Source organism: Pseudomonas sp. NPDC089752, assembly GCF_044748725.1.
In the GTDB taxonomy this organism is placed as follows: Bacteria; Pseudomonadota; Gammaproteobacteria; order Pseudomonadales; family Pseudomonadaceae; genus Aquipseudomonas.
The window spans coordinates 29,104-47,372 of sequence record NZ_JBIVGP010000020.1 but is presented as its reverse complement, the minus strand read 5'-3'; the positions used below and the strand labels follow the sequence as shown (position 1 = coordinate 47,372).

The 18,269-nt window shown below is 63.6% G+C and carries 16 protein-coding genes; 5 read left to right on the top strand and 11 right to left on the bottom strand.

Going from position 1 to position 18,269, the window contains the following annotated elements:
* Together ACIPZF_RS24240 and mdcA are read right to left on the bottom strand one after the other, a co-directional pair.
* Entirely contained in the window at positions 1-885 is an 885-nt protein-coding gene (locus ACIPZF_RS24240) for a triphosphoribosyl-dephospho-CoA synthase (protein ID WP_400804125.1), read from the bottom strand.
* Positions 886-2,547: a malonate decarboxylase subunit alpha gene (gene mdcA / locus ACIPZF_RS24235; protein WP_400804122.1), complete on the bottom strand. Its 1,662-nt coding sequence runs from the start codon at positions 2,545-2,547 to the stop codon at positions 886-888.
* Between the two features lie 337 nt (positions 2,548-2,884).
* Between mdcA and ACIPZF_RS24230 the strand changes: the two genes are divergently transcribed.
* A complete protein-coding gene (locus ACIPZF_RS24230; protein ID WP_400804121.1) occupies positions 2,885-3,955 on the top strand; it encodes an enoyl-CoA hydratase/isomerase family protein in 1,071 nt (356 codons plus the stop codon).
* Between the two features lie 16 nt (positions 3,956-3,971).
* Positions 3,972-5,123 carry an acyl-CoA dehydrogenase family protein gene (locus ACIPZF_RS24225; RefSeq protein ID WP_400804118.1) on the top strand — a complete coding sequence of 384 codons (1,152 nt, stop codon included), beginning with the start codon at positions 3,972-3,974 and terminating at the stop codon, positions 5,121-5,123.
* A gap of 143 nt (positions 5,124-5,266) precedes the next feature.
* Here the strand turns inward: ACIPZF_RS24225 and ACIPZF_RS24220 are convergent, their stop codons facing one another.
* The 5 genes from ACIPZF_RS24220 to ACIPZF_RS24200 form a co-directional block, all read right to left on the bottom strand.
* Entirely contained in the window at positions 5,267-6,211 is a 945-nt protein-coding gene (locus ACIPZF_RS24220) for an AraC family transcriptional regulator (RefSeq protein WP_400804117.1), read from the bottom strand.
* A 169-nt stretch (positions 6,212-6,380) separates the two neighbouring features.
* On the bottom strand, positions 6,381-7,436 hold the full coding sequence (locus tag ACIPZF_RS24215; protein ID WP_400804114.1) for a GlxA family transcriptional regulator: 1,056 nt from the start codon (positions 7,434-7,436) through the stop codon (positions 6,381-6,383).
* Between the two features lie 124 nt (positions 7,437-7,560).
* Positions 7,561-8,589: a glycine betaine/L-proline ABC transporter substrate-binding protein ProX gene (gene proX / locus ACIPZF_RS24210; RefSeq protein ID WP_400804112.1), complete on the bottom strand. Its 1,029-nt coding sequence runs from the start codon at positions 8,587-8,589 to the stop codon at positions 7,561-7,563.
* A gap of 57 nt (positions 8,590-8,646) precedes the next feature.
* Positions 8,647-9,600 (bottom strand): glycine betaine/L-proline ABC transporter permease ProW, encoded by a 954-nt coding sequence (gene proW, locus ACIPZF_RS24205; RefSeq protein WP_400804109.1) that lies wholly within the window; start codon positions 9,598-9,600, stop codon positions 8,647-8,649.
* 22 nt (positions 9,601-9,622) lie between these two features.
* Positions 9,623-10,783, bottom strand: a complete 1,161-nt coding sequence (locus tag ACIPZF_RS24200) for a glycine betaine/L-proline ABC transporter ATP-binding protein (RefSeq protein WP_400804108.1) — start codon at positions 10,781-10,783, stop codon at positions 9,623-9,625.
* A 358-nt stretch (positions 10,784-11,141) separates the two neighbouring features.
* Here ACIPZF_RS24200 and ACIPZF_RS24195 point away from each other — a divergent pair, with 358 nt between their 5' ends.
* From ACIPZF_RS24195 to ACIPZF_RS24185, 3 genes are all read left to right on the top strand, one after another.
* Positions 11,142-12,116 (top strand): LysR family transcriptional regulator, encoded by a 975-nt coding sequence (locus ACIPZF_RS24195; protein WP_400804106.1) that lies wholly within the window; start codon positions 11,142-11,144, stop codon positions 12,114-12,116.
* Positions 12,117-12,200: 84 nt separating this feature from the next.
* Positions 12,201-13,730 (top strand): FAD-dependent oxidoreductase, encoded by a 1,530-nt coding sequence (locus ACIPZF_RS24190; protein WP_400804103.1) that lies wholly within the window; start codon positions 12,201-12,203, stop codon positions 13,728-13,730.
* Positions 13,731-13,835: 105 nt separating this feature from the next.
* The gene (locus ACIPZF_RS24185) at positions 13,836-14,933 is read left to right on the top strand and encodes an alkene reductase (RefSeq protein WP_400804100.1); all 1,098 of its coding nucleotides are present in this window, start codon (positions 13,836-13,838) and stop codon (positions 14,931-14,933) included.
* 61 nt (positions 14,934-14,994) lie between these two features.
* On the opposite strand, the gene ACIPZF_RS24180 is transcribed toward ACIPZF_RS24185, so the two are convergent.
* The 4 genes from ACIPZF_RS24180 to ACIPZF_RS24165 form a co-directional block, all read right to left on the bottom strand.
* A complete protein-coding gene (locus ACIPZF_RS24180; protein WP_400804098.1) occupies positions 14,995-15,207 on the bottom strand; it encodes a cold-shock protein in 213 nt (70 codons plus the stop codon).
* A 178-nt stretch (positions 15,208-15,385) separates the two neighbouring features.
* Positions 15,386-16,297, bottom strand: coding sequence for a LysR substrate-binding domain-containing protein (locus tag ACIPZF_RS24175; protein WP_400804095.1), 912 nt, complete (start codon positions 16,295-16,297; stop codon positions 15,386-15,388).
* Between the two features lie 66 nt (positions 16,298-16,363).
* Positions 16,364-17,065, bottom strand: coding sequence for a TraX family protein (locus ACIPZF_RS24170; protein WP_400804092.1), 702 nt, complete (start codon positions 17,063-17,065; stop codon positions 16,364-16,366).
* Positions 17,066-17,068: 3 nt separating this feature from the next.
* The gene (locus ACIPZF_RS24165; protein ID WP_400804089.1) at positions 17,069-18,154 is read right to left on the bottom strand and encodes a metal-dependent hydrolase; all 1,086 of its coding nucleotides are present in this window, start codon (positions 18,152-18,154) and stop codon (positions 17,069-17,071) included.
* Positions 18,155-18,269 lie beyond the last annotated feature (115 nt).

Below are 18,269 nucleotides of genomic sequence, written 5' to 3'. Positions count from 1 at the left end.
TCACAGGCTCCCGGCTTTATCGAGGAACAGGCAGGCGGCCAGCAGATCGGCGGCGCCGCCCGGTGAGGCGCTGAGGTGCAGCAGCTGGGCGTCGAGCAGGCGCAGTTGACGGCGGCCAGCGAGTGTGGTGCTGCCGCCAGCGGTCAGCACGTTGCGGGCGCCCTGTTGCAGGGTTTGCAAGCCTTCTGGGCCAGCGCGCCAAAGCACGCAGGTGTCGCTGAGTGACGCCATGATCGCCAGCAAGGCATCGAGCCGTGCGTGGTTTTCGCTGGCGCCGGCAGCACGGCTGCGGCGCAGTTGCGGCAGTCCGTGTTCGATCACGGCGGGAAAGCCTTGCTGGGCTTGCTCGCGGGCACCGCTGGCGCCGTAACGGCGACGGACCTGGGTGCCGTGACTGTCTTGGGTGGTGGCAGCCGGGTCATTGATCAGGGCGATGCGACCGGCACGGGCGGCGATGGTGATTGTGTCGGCCTGGGCATCGAGTGCGCGCGCCGCAACCAGCAGACCCAGCGCCCAGATCGCACCGCGATGGGTATTCACACCGCCTGTAGCAGCCAGCATGGCGGCCTCGCCTTCGCGACCGATGCGACCGAGTGCAGCACGCAGCGGCAGGCCGATTTCGCCGTGGATCTGCGCGGCTTCGGCCATTTGCCGCAGGCAGGGCCACAGGGCCAGCGCCGAGGCATGCATCAGGGCCAGGGTCATGTCGCTGTGCGCGCCGCTGCTGCGGCGGTCGACCAGGCCGGGTTTGGGGGACAGGTCGGCTTCGTCGATCAGGGCTTCGACGGCCAGGTCGGCCAGGTGGTCGGGCAGGGAGAGCTCGGCTGGCTGTACTGGCCTCATCGCGGCTGAAGCCGCTCCTACGGGGATCGCTTGTGCAGTCATTTACCAGCTCCTGAACCGTGCGGGTGGGTTGTAAAGGCCACCGGACCACTCGACCAGGTCGGCGATGCTGCGTGCGGCCAGCAGTTCGCGGCTGGCCTCGGTGCGGCGGATGCCGAGGTCTTCGGGCAGGGCCACCAGGCCTTGCTGGCGCAGGCGCAGGGTGTCCTTGGGGTCATGGCGCAAACCGATAGCAGTGACCCCGGCCACGGCAGCGATCATCTGCTGGCGCTCCTCCAGGTTGCGGGCCTTGTAGAGGTAGGCGATGCCTTCTTCGGTCAGCAGGTGGGTGACGTCGTCGCCGTAGATCATCACCGGTGCCAGCGGCATGCCGGCCTTTTTCGCCACCTCCACCGCATCGAGGGTTTCGACGAAGGTGGGTTTGCCGCCTTCCTGGTAGGTCTCGACCATCTGCACCACCAGCTTGCGGCCACGCTCCAGCATGGTGCCGGGCACGGTCATGTCGAGCCACGCTGGGGTGGCATGGCGCCGGCCGCGGGGGTCGTGGCCCATGTTCGGCGCGCCGCCGAAACCGGCCAGGCGACCGCGCGTGACCGTCGAGGAATGGCCATCGCCATCGACCTGCAAAGTGGCGCCGATGAACAGATCGACCGCGTACTGCCCGGCCAGCTGGCACATCATGCGGTTCGAGCGCAGCGAGCCGTCGCGGCCGGTGAAGAACACGTCCGGGCGTTGCGCGATGTAATCCTCCATGCCCAGTTCGGTGCCGAAGCAGTGCACGCTCTGGACCCAGCCGGTTTCGATGGCGGGGATCAGCGTCGGGTGCGGGTTGAGCGTCCAGTTGCGGCAGATCTTGCCTTTGAGACCCAGCGACTCACCATAAGTCGGCAGGATCAGTTCGATAGCGGCCGTGTTGAAGCCAATGCCGTGGTTGAGCGACTGCACCTGGTGTTTTTCATAGATGCCGCGGATCGCCATCATCGCCATCAGCACGTGCACCGGCTTGATATGCCGCGGGTCGCGGGTGAACAGCGGCTCAATGTAGAACGGCTGGTCGGCGACCACCACGAAGTCCACCCAGGAGGCGGGGATGTCCACGCGCGGCAGGTCGTCGACCCGGTCGACCAACTGGTTGACCTGGGCGATGACCAAGCCATCGCTGAAGGCAGCCGGCTCGACCAGTGCCGGGGTGTCCTCGGTACTGGGGCCGGTGTACAGGTTGCCGTCGCGGTCGGCCATGAAACCGGCGACCAGGGTAACGTTGGGGATCAGGTCCACCAGCAGGCGCGAATAGAGTTCGATGTAGGTGTGGATGGCGCCGACTTCGAGCAGGCCGTCTTCCAGCAATTGGCCGATGCGCAGGCTTTGCGGGCCGGCGAAGGAAAAGTCGAGCTTGCGGGCGATGCCGCGTTCGAACAGGTCCAGGTGCTCGGCGCGGCTGACGCTGGGCATGATCATGTGCAGGTCGTGCAGGCGCTCGGGGTCGGCTTTGGCCAGGGAACGAGAGAGGAAATCAGCCTGTTTCTGGTTGTTGCCTTCGAGCACTACCCGGTCGCCGGGCGCGATCAACAGCTCCAGGGCTTCGACGATGCGCTCGGTGGGCAGCACCACACCGTCGGCCAGGTGTTTGACGCGGTCCAGGCGACGCTGTTTTTCAGCGCGCCGTCTCGACCATTGCGGCGGTGGATTCTTCGTTATGGTCATTGGGTGACTCCACGGGTTCGCTGTCGTGGAGGCACATTAGAGCGCTGTGCGATGGGCGATCAATCAAGCAGGAAGCGTGATCGTTACGCTAAGGGTAATGAATGGCACGATGCAACAAATGTAGGAGCGGATTCATCCGCGATGCGCCGCGCGGGCGGCGCTCGATTTAAAGTACGCTACAAAGCTCAAGACGTATAAACCGCATAACCGCATAAATGCATGCCCCCCCTGCAGATTTGCCGATTGTGCCGAGCAAATGTGCATGACAGGATCCTGCAATGCCCCAACGCACTCCAGACTTCACTCGGAAAATCAATAACAAAGCAGGGAGAACGCGATGACCGCGCATGCTCACATCTCGGCAACGGATCATGTCTTGGCCGAGGTCCGCAACCAGATTGGCCACCTCACCCTCAACCGCCCCGCCGGCCTCAACGCCCTGACGCTGGAGATGGTGCGCAGCCTGCGCCAGCATTTCGACCGCTGGGCCGAAGACCCACAGGTGCAGGCCGTGGTCCTGCGCGGCGAAGGCCCCAAGGGTTTCTGCGCCGGCGGTGATATCCGCTCGCTGTACGACAGTTTCAAGGCCGGCGACACCCTGCACGAAGACTTCTTCGTCGAAGAATACGCCCTCGACCTGCTCATCCACCGTTACCGCAAACCGGTGCTGGTGCTGATGGACGGCTTCACCCTCGGCGGCGGCATGGGACTGGCCCAGGGCTGCGACCTGCGGGTGGTCACTGAACGCAGCCGCCTGGGCATGCCCGAGGTCGGCATCGGTTATTTCCCGGATGTCGGCGGCAGCTATTTCCTGTCGCGCATCCCAGGCGAATTGGGCACCTACCTGGGCGTCAGCGGCGCGCAGATCCACGCCGCCGATGCGCTGTACTGCGGCTTGGCCGATTGGTTTGTGCCAAGCGAGAAGCTCGCCGCGCTGGACGAAGGCCTCGACCGCCTGAGTTTCGGCGACAATCCGCTCAAAGACCTGCAGAACCTGCTGGCCAAGCTGGGCAGCCAGGTCCTGGACGACGCCCCTCTGGAGCAGCTGCGCCCAATCATCGACCACTTCTTCGCCCTGCCCGACCTGGCCGCGATCATCGAGCAGCTGCGCGCCGTCAGCATCGGCAACAGCCACCAATGGGCACTGGCCACCGCCGATCAGCTGGAGAGCCGCTCACCGCTGGCCATGGCCGTTACCCTGGAGATGCTGCGCCGCGGCCGCCACCTGGCGCTGGAGGACTGTTTTGCCATGGAGCTGCACCTGGACCGCCAGTGGTTCCAGCACGGCGACATCATCGAGGGCGTGCGCGCCCTGATCATCGACAAGGACAAGCAGCCACGCTGGAACCCGCCGACCCTGGCCGGCCTGCAACGCCAGCGCGTCGACCAATTCTTCGAAGGCCTGTGAGCCGGGGAGTACGCAGATGCAAGACCTCGAACTGAACGAAGAGCAGATCATGATCCGCGACATGGCCCGGGACTTCGCCCGCGGCGAGATCGCCCCGCATGCCCAGGCCTGGGAGAAGGCCGGCTGGATCGATGACGGCGTGGTGCGCAAGATGGGCGAACTGGGCCTGCTGGGCATGGTGGTGCCCGAGGACTTCGGTGGCAGCTACACCGACTACGTCGCCTATGCCCTGGCAGTCGAGGAAATCGCCGCCGGCTGCGGCGCCACTGGCGCGATGATGAGCATCCACAACTCGGTGGGCTGCGGCCCGCTGCTGGCTTACGGCACGCCCGAGCAACAACAGGCCTGGCTGCCACGCCTGGCCAGCGGCGAGGTGATCGGCTGCTTCTGCCTGACCGAGCCGCAGGCCGGCTCCGAAGCGCACAACCTGCGCACCCGTGCCGAGTTGATCAACGGCGAGTGGGTGATCAATGGCGCCAAGCAGTTCGTCAGCAATGCCCGTCGCGCGGGCCTGGCGATCGTCTTCGCGGTGACCGACCCGGAGCGGGGCAAGAAAGGCCTGTCGGCGTTTCTGGTGCCGACCGACAACCCAGGGTTCAAGGTCGACCGCAGCGAGCACAAGATGGGTATTCGCGCGTCCGATACCTGCGCCGTCACGTTCGACAACTGCCGCATCCCGGCGGCCAATCTCCTTGGCGAGCGCGGCAAGGGCCTGGCCATTGCCTTGTCCAACCTCGAAGGTGGGCGCATCGGTATTGCCGCCCAGGCGCTGGGCATCGCCCGAGCGGCGTTCGAAGCGGCGCTGGTGTATTCCCGCGAACGCATCCAGTTCGGCAAGCCGATCAATGAGCACCAGAGCATCGCGAACCTGCTGGCCGACATGCAGGTGCAGGTGAATGCCGCCCGCCTGCTGATCCTCCACGCCGCCCGCCTGCGCAGTGCCGGCAAGCCGTGCCTGTCGGAGGCCTCGCAGGCCAAGCTGTTCGCGTCCGAGATGGCTGAGCGGGTGTGTTCGATGGCGATCCAGGTGCATGGCGGGTATGGCTACCTGGAGGATTACCCGGTGGAGCGGTATTACCGCGATGCGCGGATTACGCAGATTTATGAGGGGTCGAGCGAGATCCAGCGGATGCTGATTGCGCGGGAGTTGAAGCACTACTCGCTGTAGCGTTACTTGTGGGAGCGGCGGTCCGGCGATCCGGCTTGCTCTGCGAAGAGGCCCGCCCCGACACCAGCAGTGAATGGCCAGGGCTTTGCCCTGGTTCGCGGGGCAAGCCCGCTCCCACAGGCCAACAACCGGTGACCATGTGATCAGCGCCGCTGTTTGAAGGTTTCCGAAGGCAGCAACCCAAAGCGCTGCCGGTAGATTTCCGAAAACCGCCCCAGGTGCAAAAACCCGTAATCCATCGCCAGCTCGGTGACGCTGCGTACCGCGCAGCTGCCATCACTGAGGCACGCATGCACCCGCTCCAGTTTGCGTTGGCGCACGTACTGTTTGGGCGTAGTGCCCAGGTGGCGGTCGAACAGCCCATACAGCGAACGCACACTCATGCACGCCTGCTCCGCCAGCGTCTCGGCGGCCAGCTCCAGCTTCAGGTTGCGGTCGATGTAGTCAAGGATCCGCTCCAGGCTCCCACCCGGCGTGCCCAGGCTTTCGCGGCGGATGTTGGTGCTCATCAGCGTGAGCAGTTTGCTGGCGACGATCTGACTGTAGTGCCCCTGCACGCGCGGCAATGAGTCACTGACCTCGGCCTCGTGGCAGACCATGGCCAGCAGGTTGACGAAGCCGTCCAGCTCATCCAGCCGGTAGTGATTGCGCAAGAACCGCACACCACCGTCCGGCCGCTGCCAGCGCTGCTCCTCGCAAATCGAGTCGAGCATGTGCGTTGGCACCTTGAGAATGAATTTCTCGCAGTCTTCCGAGTAAGTGAGGTCGACCGGGTCATCGGGGTTGATCAGCAGCAGCTCGCCCGGCACCAGGTAGTGCCCGCGCCACAGGCAATTGCCGTTGAGCAGCACCTGCAGGTGGTAGATGGTTTCCAGGGCCGGTGAGGTGACCCGCACGCTGCCGCCGTAGCTGATGCGGCACAGGTCGAATTCGGCGAACTTGCGGTGGCTGAGGCTGGCCTGTGGATGGGTGGTGCGCGACAGGCCGATGCAATGCTGGCCCACGTGCCGGTTGACGTAGTCGGACACGGCGTAGGGGTCGGCGTGATGGAACACGCTACTGCGCTCGCTCAGCAGGCGGCTTTCCATAGGCAAAGCACTCGATATCGTTATTGTTCTGGTCGCCGCTTCCTACGGGTGGTTGCGGTCGTTCACGGTCGTTGACGCTTACACACTAAGCAAAAGGCGGGGGCTGGGCAATGAGATGTTGGTATTGGGTGGGCGGATAGCGGACAGCCGGGCACCCGCTATCGGCCGATTATCGAACGCTGGCCTCCTGCCGCCCTGCCCACCCCTGGCTGCGCGCCCGGAACTGCCGTGGGGCGATGGCGAACAGCTCGCGAAAGCGCCGGTAGAAATGCGGGAAGCTGACGAACCCGCTGGCTACCGCCACTTCGGTCAGCGACTTGCTGGTGTGCTGCAGCAACTGCCGGGCGTGGGTCAGGCGCAGCTCCAGGTAATAACGCGGCGGCGTGGCCTGCACATGGCGGCGGAACAGGCGCTCCAGGTGGCGACGGGACAACCCGGCATGCTCGGCGATTTCGTCGATGCCGATCGGGTCTTCGATATTCGCGTGCATCAGCTCCAGCGCCAGGCGCACGCCGCGCGGCAAGCTGGGGTCTATCTCCGGGGCGCTGGCGGGGGCATCGCTGAGAATCCGCGAACGGTCGCAGGCCAGCATCTGCTCCACCGCACGGCGCAAGCCATTGCCGCCCAGGTGTTCAAGCAGTGTCAGCATCATGTCAAGCGCACTGCTGGCGCCGGCGCAGCTCATGCGCCGGCGGTCCAGCACATGAGGCTGACGGCTGATGCGTACCTTGGGGAACAGCTCATTCATCATGGCCCGTCCATCGGGGTGGAACGCGCAGTCGTGATCGTTGAGCAAACCTGCCTCGGCCAGGAAATAGGCGCCATTCCACAAACCACCCAGCAGGCAACCGAGATGGTCTGCCTGGCGCAACTTGGTGCGCAGCAACGGGGCGGACTCCAGGCGTACGCGAAAACCGCCGCACACCAGCAGGCTGTCCAGGCCCTGCACGTCCAGGTCGGCCAATGCTGTGTTGACCGGCAGCGCGATGCCCAGGTCGCTCATTACCTGCTCGCCCTCGCCCACCACCTGGATGTGGAACAGCGGCGTGGCGCTCATCAGGTTGGCGGTGACCAGGGTGTCCATGGCGGCGGTGAAGGCCATCATCGAGAAGTGCTCGCGCAGGACGAAGGCTACTCGCTGGCAGGGCAGCGTCGACAGAGTGCGGCCGGCCGGGTCGAGGTGGGCCAGATTAGTATTTTTGAGGATGCTTTCGAAATGGCTCATGGCAATGACTCAACAGCGGGAATCGCGGTGAATGCTTCGCGGGGCAAGCCCGCTCCCACAGCGATCGATGGTGGATCTCAGACCTGTGGGAGCGGGCTTGCCCCGCGAAGGGCTCACCTCTTTTTTACTTGCTGGCTTGGGTAGCGGCGGCACGCGATGCCTGCAGCCACTGGTCGAACTGCTGGCGATGCGCAGCGACCCATTCCTTGGCATGACGGGTGATGTCGGCAGGCTTCTTCTCGCCCTGCTGCATCTTCAGGTTCTGCGCACTCTCGTCAGCCGTGGTGATCTGCATCAGCGAGAGGAACTTGGTGGCCGCCGGGTTCTCTTCGGCGAATTCCTTGTTCAGCACAGCCTCGACTTTGTCGACCGCAAAGCCCAGGTTCTTGCCCTTGTACATGGTGTCGACATTGTTGTTGCCGTCAGGCAGGTCGGTCTTCGGCACTTCCAGCCAGACCACATCCTTGTCCTCGACCAGCACGGTGGAGATCCACTGCGGCACCCAGGTGAAGTACAGGATCGGCTTGCCTTCCTTGTAACGGGTGATGGTGTCGGCCATCAACGCGAAGTACGAACCCTGGTCGACGTGCACGCTGTCATCCAGGCCATAAGCCTTCATGTGGTGCGAGATGACCAGTTCGCAGCCCCAGCCTGGGTTGCAGCCTGTGAGGTTGGCCTTGCCATCGCCATCGGTGTCGAACAGCTTGGCGATCTCCGGTTTCTTCAGGTCGGTGATGTACTTGATCTTGTACTGCTCGGCGGTCTTCTTGTCGATCAGGTAGCCCTGCAGCACGCCGGGCATGATATCGCCGGCCTTGACCATCACGTCGTCGCCACCGGCCTGCTGGTAGAATTTGTCGTGCAGCTTGTCCCACAGGTGCACGGTGAAGTCGGCATCGCCGTTGGCCAGGGCCACCATCATCACGCCGTATTCGGTTTCCTTCGGCTCCTGCACCTTGTAGCCCAACTCGCGCAGGCCTTCCATGGCGACCTCGCCACGGAAGCGCTCTTCGGCGATGGAGGGGAAGATCGGCGTCACCTTGACGCCCTCGCCCGGCTTGTCGGCCGAAGCGTTGGCGGTGAGCGAGGCGATCACCAGGGCCAGGGCGCCGGCACCTTGCAGAATGCTGCGGAAGAACTTGGATTCCAACATCGTCGCGTACCTTCTTCTGGTTTTTATAACGTGTGCGGCAGTTCGAATGCGTTTGTTTCAGGCGGTCTTGCGCCGCTCTGCAGCCTGGCCCGCACCACACAGGCGCATCACCACGCCCACCGGACCGGTGTGGTACCAGCGCACGCTCGGGTCGGCGCTGCTGCGTGCACCCATGGCCTGGGTCAGGCGGTCGAGGAAGATCGCCAGCAGCACCAACCCCACGCCACCGACAGTGGCCAGGCCCATGTCCAGCCGGCCGATGCCGCGCAGTACCATCTGGCCCAGGCCACCCACCGAGATCATCGAAGCGATCACCACCATCGACAGCGACAGCATCAGCGTCTGGTTGAGGCCGGCCATGATGGTCGAAGTGGCCAGTGGCAGTTGCACCCGGGTCAGCATCTGCCGGGGCGTGCAGCCAAAGGCGCGGGCGGCTTCGATCTTGTCTTCCGGCACCTGGCGGATGCCCAGGTTGGTCAGGCGCACCAGCGGCGGCAAGGCGAACACGATGGTCACCAGTACGCCGGGCACGTTGCCGATGCCGAACAGCATCACCACCGGCACCAGGTAAACGAATGCCGGCAGGGTCTGCATGGCATCGAGGATCGGCCGGATGATGCTTTCCAGGCGGTTGCTGCGAGCACAGAGAATGCCCAGCGGGATGCCGATGACGGCGCAGAAGAACACCGAGGTGAGTACCAGCGCCAAGGTGGTCATCGACTCCGACCACACCCCGATCAGCCCCAGCAAGGTCAGCGTGACGAAGCACAACAGCGCCATGCGCTTGCCCGCCAGCTGCCAGCCGAGCAAGGACGACAACAGAATGCCGATGGTCGGTGGAATGCTCTGCAGGGTGAATTCGATGCCGTTGAGCACCTGGTCGATCGGCCAGCGGATGGCGCGGAACACTTCGCGGAAGTTGTGCACCAGGAAGTTGAGGGTTGCGGTGACCCAGTCGCCCAGGGGGATGGTGGCCGCCTGGAACGGGTCGAGAAGGCTGAATTCGGACATGAGGGCTTACCTCTTGTTGTAATTAGTTACGGCTCAGGGTCTGCAGCAGCTCGTTCTTCGACAGGGTGCCCTTGAAGGCGCCCTCGCGGTCGAGCACTGGCACCGGGTACGGCAAGTCGGCCGCGATCCCCAGCACTTCGTGCAAGGGCGTGTCGGTGTACACCGGCTGGCGCTCGTGCAGACTGTAGCGGTCACTGGCGGTGGCACCGCTGGCGTCGGTGTCGACAACTCCCAGCAGCTGGCCACGGTCGTCGACCAGATAGCCGAACGGTACGCCAGCCTGGAAACTCGGCGCCTTGCCGTTGACCTTGCACACCACCGCCGGGTCGAACTTCGCTACATCGCCGGCCTTGAGCACGCGAGAGCTGTCGAAGCTCTTGAAGAAGGTGCGCACATAATCGTTGGCCGGCTGGTTGATCAGCTCCTGCGGCGTGCCGATCTGCACTACCCGCCCGCCTTCCATGATCGCGATGCGGTGGCCGATGCGGATGGCTTCCTCGATGTCGTGGGAGATGAAAATGATGGTGCGCTGCTGCTCGGCCTGCAGGCGCATCAGCTCGCCCTGCATTTCGCTGCGGATCAGCGGGTCAAGGGCCGAGAACGCTTCGTCCATCAGCAAGATGGTCGGGTCGTTGGCCAGCGCACGGGCCAGGCCCACGCGCTGCTGCATGCCACCGGACAGCTGGTGCGGGTAACTGTGCTCGTGGCCGGCCAGGCCGACCTGGGCCAGCGCCTCGCGGGCACGGCTGTGGCGCTCGGCTTCCGATACGCCGGCAATCTCAAGGCCAAAGGCGGTGTTCTGCAGCACGCTCATGTGCGGCATCAACGCGAAGGACTGGAACACCATGCCCATGTCCTTGCGGCGCACGTCGAGCAGGTCTTTATCGGAGAGGCCGGTGATTTCGCGGCCGTTGAGGTGGATGCTGCCGGAGGTGGGTTCGATCAGGCGGTTGAACAGCCGCACCATGGTCGATTTGCCCGAACCGGACAGGCCCATGATGACGAAGATCTCGCCACGCTTGACGGAAAAACTTGCATCGAACACGCCGACGACGTGGCCGGTCTTGCTGAAAATTTCGTTCTTGTCGGCCCCCTTGCGGAGCATCTCCATGGCCATGTCCGGGTTGGGACCGAACACTTTGAAGATGTTTTTTACCGAAAGAATCTCATCGGCATGGCTCATACGACCCTCTTTTCTTATGCTTATTAACCAATCAATCAACAACGCACTTTCAATAAGGCGGGTAGAGATCAGTGCGAGTACGCTTGGCAGTCCGTTCAAATTCGAACGTGAGTCGAAACCGGCACGCAGAATGTCCTGCTTCAAAATTATCGACATCGATGTCCAGATGCCGCGCCGTAGAATTAACGTTAGGCGTTGATCCAGACGGGGTCCAACGACATTTGCATGGCGCTAACCATTACCTGAAGTTATCAATGGCGTTGGAGCTGTTGCGCCAGAGCGCCTGCGCATTTACCGCCAGCCGGGTAACAGGCTAGAGTGGATGACCTGGCGAGATGAAGGACCTCACCCCACGACCATGGTCAGACACTCCGAACCCGATCAGACGCTGATCAAGATGCCTTCGCTGCGCGCGGTGAAAGTCTTCGTCGCAGCCGCCAAGTACCAGAACTTCACCCGCGCCGCCGAGGCCCTTTGCGTGACCCAGGCAGCGGTCAGCCGGCAGATCCGCGAGCTGGAAACCTACCTGGGCGCTGAGCTGTTCGACCGGGTGGGCCGCGCCGTGGAGCTGACGGTGGCCGGCTCGATCTTCTTCGATGCGGTGCAGTTATCGTTCGTCAACATCAGCCAGGCCGCCGAACGCATTCGCAGCAACACCAACACCAAGCACGTGGTCACCTTGTGCTGCTCGCCGGCCTTCGCGGCGCTGTGGATGGGCCCACGAATGCCGAAGTTCTTCGAAGAAAACCCGGATATCGACATCAACCTGGTGACCACGCAGAACTTCCTGGCGATGGAGCCGGGGGTGCGGCCGGACATCTACATCACCAAACTGGGCAAGATTCAGGCGGGCTACAGCTGTCACCCGTTGAACCATGACGTGATCTACCCGGTATGCGCCCCGCAGTACCTGGCCCAGCACCCCGAGTTGGCCACCCTGGAGGGCATCCGTGATGGCTCGTTGCTCAACCTCAGCCCCTATGGCCGCTCGCAAGTCGCCGAACACGTGGACTGGAATGTCTGGTTGGCTTTTCACGATGTCGACCTGAAAACCCGGGCCAATACCGCACCGCATTTTTTCAATGCCAACGACTACAACCTGTTGGTGCAACTGGCCTTGAGCAACCAGGGCGTGGCGCTGGGCTGGCACCACTTGGTGGCGCCGCTGGTTGCCCAGGGTTTGCTGGTGCGGCCAGTCGAACAGCAGTTGGTGCTGAAGGACACCTTCCATTTCCTGGCCTTCAATGAAGACAAGGAACACGACTCCAGCTGTCGACGCCTGCGCGACTGGCTGCTGCAGGAATTCCAGCCGTTGCTGGATGCCAGCGCGTAACGCTGCTCCGATCGTCAGTTCGACGCATCACCTCTGGGGCACAGGCGTCAAATGATTCCAAAGGCCCCCCTTTGGAGAAGCCCAATGACCCAGCACGCCGTGGCCCGGCTAGAGCAGCTCGACCCCAACCGCCCCCTGCGCGTACAGGCCGGCAATGAAGAAGTGATCCTGATTCGCCACGGTGACCGGGTCCACGCTTATCAGGCCAATTGCCCGCATGCGGGCGCGCCACTGGACGAAGGGGTGATCTGCAACGGCCTGCTGGTCTGCCCATGGCACAAGGCCGCCTTTGCCGTCGACGAAGGCGCGGTGTGCGAGCCGCCAGCATTGACCGACCTGCGCCGCTATGCCGCTACGGTCAAGGACGGCGAAATCTGGGTTGACGACCAGCCCCTTCCCCATGCCGAACCGCCGCGCCATAGCGATGCCCGCTGCTTCGTCGTCATCGGTGCCGGCGCCGCAGGCTCGGCGGCAGTCGCCACATTGCTGGCGCATGGTTTTGGCGGTCGCCTGGTGTGGATCGACCAGGAGCGCCAACCCGCCTACGACCGCACCGCACTGAGCAAATTCGTCATCTCCGGGGAGATGCCGCCAGACGAGGTACCGGCGTTGCTGGAGCCTGACCAGTTGCGCAGGGGCCAGCTGGAGCGTTGTTTTGGCAAAGTCCGCGCGCTGGACGTCAAGAAGCGCCAGATCACCCTGGCCGACGGCAAGCGTATCGACTATGACGCGGCGTTGCTGGCCACGGGTGGTAAGCCCCAGCGCCCCGAGCTGCCCGGTGTCGACCTGGCCGGCATCGTCACGCTGCGTTCACGCGATGACGCCGCGCGGTTGCTCGATGCCGCCGAACCCGGGCAGCCGGTGGTGATCGTCGGTGACGGTTTCATCGGCCTGGAGGCTGCCTCGGCCTTGCGCAAATTTGGCGCGCAAGTACACGTGGTGAACCGCCATGAGGTCCCTTTGAGCAAACAACTGGGTGAGCGCATCGGGCGCAGCATCCGCGAGCTGCATGAGCGCAAGGGCGTGGTGTTCCATGGCCCCACCGAGGTCGAACGGTTTATCGGTGAAGAGCGGGTCGAAGCCGTGTTGCTGGCCAATGGCGAAGAGCTGGCAACGCCATTGGTGCTGCTCGGCACCGGGGTCTCGCCCGCCACCGGGTTCGTGCAGGGTGTGGCGTTGGCCGAGGACCGTTCGTTACGGGTCGACGCCGAACTGCATGCCGGCGAGCAACTGTGGGCCGCTGGCGATATCGCTACTTTCCCGCTCGCCGGCCGCCCGGTGCGCATTGAACACTGGCGCCTGGCCCAGCAGCACGGCGTGATCGCTGCGGCCAACATGCTCGGCGAGCAACGCCGCTACGCGGATGTGCCGTTTTTCTGGACCTACCAGCATGGACGCACCTATGAAGTTTTGGGGCATGCGCACGCCTGGGATCGCATCGAATTCGTCGGGGAGCCGGAGAAAGGCGATTTCATCGCCTTGCAGTGTGTCGGCGAGCAGGTGGAGGCGGTGATTGCCAAAGGCTACTCGGATGCCATGGCGCAGTTGTCGCAGCGGATGAAGCGGACGTTGAACCTGAATGAGGCACGCCAACTCATTGATAGCCTCGCCTAATTATCAAGTGCTCAATGGGGACCGAACCGCCAGGGTGCCGGTCCCCCCTTTCCCCAATCATCGCGGTATCGTGCCCGCCATCGATTTTTCATCTTTGGAGCGGCAATGAAACTCTTCCAACCCCTGCAAATCGGCCCACTGACCCTGCCCAACCGGGTGTTCATGGCCCCCCTCACCCGCCTGCGCAGCCAGGAGCCGGGCGATGTACCAACGCCGATGATGGCTGAGTACTATGCGCAACGCGCCAGCGCTGGGCTGATCATCACCGAAGCCACGCAGATTTCCTTCCAGGCCAAGGGATACTCGGGCTCGCCCGGCATCCACAGTGCCGAACAGATCGCTGCCTGGCGCCTGGTCAACGAAGGCGTCCACGCGGCTGGCGGCCACAGCGCCGTGCAGGTCTGGCACACCGGCCGGATATCCCACACTTCACTGCAACCGGGAGGCGAAGCGCCAGTCGCGCCGTCCGCCCTGCCTGCCGATGCCCGTACCACGTTGCGGGATGAGCACGGCAACCTGGTACGTGCCGAGACCTCCGCACCGCGCGCATTGAGCGAAGCGGAAATCGCCGGCATCGTTGCCGACTTCGGTCAGGCAGCCGTCAATGCCCGCGAGGCCGATTTCGATTTCATCGAGCTGCACGCCGCCCACGGCTACCTGCTGCACCAGTTTCTCACCCCGAGTGCCAACCAGCGTGAAGACCGGTATGGCGGAAGTGTCGAGAACCGTGCGCGTATCGTGCTGGAGGCCGTGGATGCAGCGATTGCCAGCTGGAGTGCTGACCGTGTGGGGATTCGCATTTTCCCGCTGGGTGGCTTCAATGGTGTGGACAATGGCGAAGATCAGGAGGCTGCAGGGTTGTACCTGATTGAACAGCTGGCCAAGCGTAATCTCGCTTACCTTCATCTGTCCGAGCCTGACTGGGCTGGGGGCAAGCCGCTGCGTGACACGTTCCGTGAGGCGATTCGCGCAGCTTATCCTGGTGTAATCGTGGCGGCCGGCGCGTACACAGCGGAGAAAGCTGAAGACCTGATCCAGCGCGGTTTGATCGATGCCGCCGCGTTCGGACGGACCTTCATTGCCAATCCAGACCTTGTGAAACGGTTCCAGACCAATGCCCCACTGAACGAGCACCGGGCGCAGTTCGACTATGCCAATGGGCCTGAAGGCTACACGGACTACCCGTTCCTGCAGCGGGCCTGAAGTGGCGATACGGCAGAAATGAAACGGGGCCCCTAGGGGCCCCGTTTCATTTACGTCCGAGTTACTCAGGACGTACTTGCGCAGCCTGCATACCCTTCTGCCCTTTTTCGGCAACGAAGCTGACAGTCTGGCCTTCTTTCAAAGACTTGAAACCATCCGACTCGATTGCCTTGAAATGAACGAACAGGTCATCACCACCCCCAGCCGGGGTAATGAAACCAAAGCCTTTTTCATCGTTGAACCATTTAACAGTTCCTTTCTGTCTTTCGGCCATGCGCTGAATCCTCGATCGCTATCTGCGTATTGCATTGGGTGAACGTGGCGGGTATCTGGTCGTTTGACAAGCCCCGGTTCGTACCAGTGTCGACCATCCAATGCGAAGGCGCCACTGGCAATTTACCCAGCCTTGATTCAAGCGCCCACCGGCACCTTTCAACTGCGTCTTTTCCCAATCATCGCTCCCAAGGCACACCCTGCTCCCAACTTGCCACCAACAGGTCGATGAAACCGCGCACCCGTGGGGACAGGTGGCGCTTGCTCGGGTAGACCACGCGGATCGGGTCCGCCGGTGGCCGGTAAGCCTGCAGCACCTCCACCAAGGTGCCGGCGCGCAGGTCGTCAGCGGTGATGTAAGTGGGCAGGTGAATCAGCCCGAAACCCGCCCGCGCGCCGTCGAGCATGGCTTCGGAACTGTCGATGTTCAGGCGGCCCGGTTCCTCGCACAGGTGCAGGCCCTCGGCCGTATGAAAGCGCCAAGCCATGGTCTTTTCGCCAGCGAGAAAGGCAATCTTGTCATGCCCGTAGAGGTCCGCTGGCACCTGCGGCACCCCATGCTGGCTCAAGTAATCCGGCGAGGCGCAGGTGACGAACTGCTGCCAGCCCACCGTGCGGGTGAGCAACTGCGAGTCCTCCTTGGGTGCGCCGATGCGCACGGCGATATCCACGCCTTCCTCGACCAGGTCGACGAACCGGTCGGTAAAGCGGATGTCGGCGCGCAGCTCTGGCCATTGCTTGAGGTAGGCATCGAGAATCGGCCGCACATGGCGCTGGCCCAGCGACAGCGGCGCAGTCAGGCGCAGGGTGCCGGTAGGTTTGCCGCGTCGCAGGGCCATGGTGCTTTCCACCTCGTCCAGGTCGTCGAGGATCTGCCGCCAGCGCTCGAAGGCCACCAGGCCTTCGTCGGTCAGGCTCAGCTTGCGCGTGGTGCGGTTGAGCAGGCGCACCGCCATGCGCGCTTCCAGCCGGGCGATGCTCTTGCCAACGGCCGAGCGCGTCAGCCCAAGGCTTGCCGCCGCTGCGGTGAAGCTGCCGGCCTTGGCGGCACAGACAAAGGCCGCGATGTCGCCGAAGCGGTTGGGTTCCATGGCAGGCTCCTGCGCAGAGTGAGACCCGCTTAGATGGGTGCATTTTGGCGCATTGCAAGGGCATGGCTACAACAGCCCTTGCAGCCCTTTGATGACCAGCAGGTGCAGCGGGTAGAACAGATAGCCCCAACGGCCCACCGCCGGCACTGGGCGATGATCGCAGCGCAGCAGCCGGCAGCCGATAGGGATGGCCAATGTGGCGGCAGCCAGGGTCAGCAATGTGAACGGCGCCATCAGGTGCCCGAACAACCAGCTGTTGGTCAGGTTGCCGGCCACGGCCAACAGGCAGGGTAGCAACCAGGCGGCACCGCCGCGGCTGTGTGCCATGAGCCAGGCCGCTGGCAGCAGCACACCCGGCAAGCCATACATCAATTGCGCACTGAACAGGGTCGCGATCAGTAAAGCACCGAGCCCGATCAACCGTGCCGGCAGTTGCGGGTGCCGCACGCCCCAGGCCACCAGCAACCCCAAGGTCAGCGTGGGGATAACGCTGAGGGTCTGCGTGGCGGGGTCCAGCCAGCGATAAGGCCCTTCGGACAGCACCGCGAAGGCCAGCATCCAGCTCAGGTAGCGCACGTTGCCACGGGTGAACAAGCTGCCCGCCGGGCTGCGCCCGACATTCACCGCAATGGCCAGGCAGAACAGCGGGAACGCCAGCCGACCGACAATGAACAAGCCATCGGCGGCCGGCCAGAGATAACGCAGATGGTCGGCGACCATGGTCACGATCGCGGTCCATTTGACCAGGTCGAGCCCCGCCGAACGCATCGCTCAGCGCCCAGGTACGGCGGTTTGGCCCAGGTATTTGCTGGTCCACGCAGCCAACGGCAGCGGCGGTTGCTGATCAAGAATGCGCCGCCAGATCAACGCCAGGTCGTGGCTGTTGAACATCGAACCGACTCCGGCGCCCCGCCACGCGGTTGGGGTGTGGGCAACCCACTGCCCCTGCGCGTCGCGGTGGGCCATGTTGAAGCGGAAGGTGTAGTTGCCGGGAATGCCCATGCGCAGGTCGGTGACCACCAGCGCGCCGTCCACCTCGTCGTAGCGCAGCCAGTCATCGGTAAACCAGCGCAGGCGCTGCAACAGCGGCGCCTCAGCAATTGCGTCGGCGAGCGGAAGGTTCAGCGCCAAGCGCTGCATTTCGGGTGGGTCGTGGTCGAAAGCGCTACTGACGCCTTCGTAGTAGTCGCCGTCCGGGGTCTTGGCCAGTACCCGCCAGACCAGGCTGTTGAATGCGATTGGGACGGCGCGCACGTGGCTGACGACAATGCCCTGCTGGTCCAGTGCCGTCTGGAAACGCTGCTCCGCAGCCATGCGCCCGGCCAGGCCAAAGCCCAGGTAGGCCGTGCTGAACACCAGCGCCAGGCTCAACAGGCGCAGCGCCCTGCCGCTGATGCCCTTGAAGGCTGCGTAGAGCACTGCGGCTAACAGTGGCACGGTGTACACCGGGTCGATGATGAACACCGAGGCCCAGCTTTGCGGCGTGAACTGCAACGGCCAGAACAGTTGCGTGCCGTACACCGTGAATGAATCGAGAATCGGGTGGGTGACCAGCACCAGCCAGAACGCCAGGAACAGCCTCGGCAAGGCATAGCCCTTATCGGGCCAATACTTGCGGCCAAGCCCGTTGACCAGCCAGGCGAGCAACAGCGCCAGGCCGGTCAACACGAAGATGGAGTGGGAAAAACCCCGGTGGTAGGTCATCTGCGAAACCGGGTCGGCGTAACGGATGACCACATCGAGGTCCGGCACGGTGCCCAGCAGCGCACCGTAAACGAGCGATCTACGGCCCTGAATGCGACCGAGCACCGTGCCCTGCAGGGCGGCGCCGAGTACGGCTTGGGTGATGGAGTCCAAGGGAAAGCTTCCTGAATGGGCAATAGCGGAAACCTAACCCTCGAACGCTTCAGGGTGCAAATGCTGGTGTGTGACAACGATTGGCAAAAATCTGCATCGGCCTCTTCGCGGGGCA

Excerpts from the sequence above, each read along its gene's own strand:
- mdcA (WP_400804122.1), bottom strand. The coding sequence starts at position 2,547 with ATGACCATAACGAAGAATCCACCGCCGCAATGGTCGAGACGGCGCGCT.
- proX (WP_400804112.1), bottom strand. The coding sequence starts at position 8,589 with ATGTTGGAATCCAAGTTCTTCCGCAGCATTCTGCAAGGTGCCGGCGCC.
- ACIPZF_RS24215 (WP_400804114.1), bottom strand. The coding sequence starts at position 7,436 with ATGAGCCATTTCGAAAGCATCCTCAAAAATACTAATCTGGCCCACCTC.
- ACIPZF_RS24180 (WP_400804098.1), bottom strand. The coding sequence starts at position 15,207 with ATGGCCGAAAGACAGAAAGGAACTGTTAAATGGTTCAACGATGAAAAA.
- proW (WP_400804109.1), bottom strand. The coding sequence starts at position 9,600 with ATGTCCGAATTCAGCCTTCTCGACCCGTTCCAGGCGGCCACCATCCCC.
- ACIPZF_RS24190 (WP_400804103.1), top strand. The coding sequence starts at position 12,201 with ATGACCCAGCACGCCGTGGCCCGGCTAGAGCAGCTCGACCCCAACCGC.
- ACIPZF_RS24225 (WP_400804118.1), top strand. The coding sequence starts at position 3,972 with ATGCAAGACCTCGAACTGAACGAAGAGCAGATCATGATCCGCGACATG.
- ACIPZF_RS24200 (WP_400804108.1), bottom strand. The coding sequence starts at position 10,783 with ATGAGCCATGCCGATGAGATTCTTTCGGTAAAAAACATCTTCAAAGTG.
- ACIPZF_RS24230 (WP_400804121.1), top strand. The coding sequence starts at position 2,885 with ATGACCGCGCATGCTCACATCTCGGCAACGGATCATGTCTTGGCCGAG.
- ACIPZF_RS24220 (WP_400804117.1), bottom strand. The coding sequence starts at position 6,211 with ATGGAAAGCCGCCTGCTGAGCGAGCGCAGTAGCGTGTTCCATCACGCC.
- ACIPZF_RS24185 (WP_400804100.1), top strand. The coding sequence starts at position 13,836 with ATGAAACTCTTCCAACCCCTGCAAATCGGCCCACTGACCCTGCCCAAC.
- ACIPZF_RS24240 (WP_400804125.1), bottom strand. The coding sequence starts at position 885 with ATGACTGCACAAGCGATCCCCGTAGGAGCGGCTTCAGCCGCGATGAGG.
- ACIPZF_RS24195 (WP_400804106.1), top strand. The coding sequence starts at position 11,142 with ATGGTCAGACACTCCGAACCCGATCAGACGCTGATCAAGATGCCTTCG.
- ACIPZF_RS24175 (WP_400804095.1), bottom strand. The coding sequence starts at position 16,297 with ATGGAACCCAACCGCTTCGGCGACATCGCGGCCTTTGTCTGTGCCGCC.
- ACIPZF_RS24170 (WP_400804092.1), bottom strand. The coding sequence starts at position 17,065 with ATGCGTTCGGCGGGGCTCGACCTGGTCAAATGGACCGCGATCGTGACC.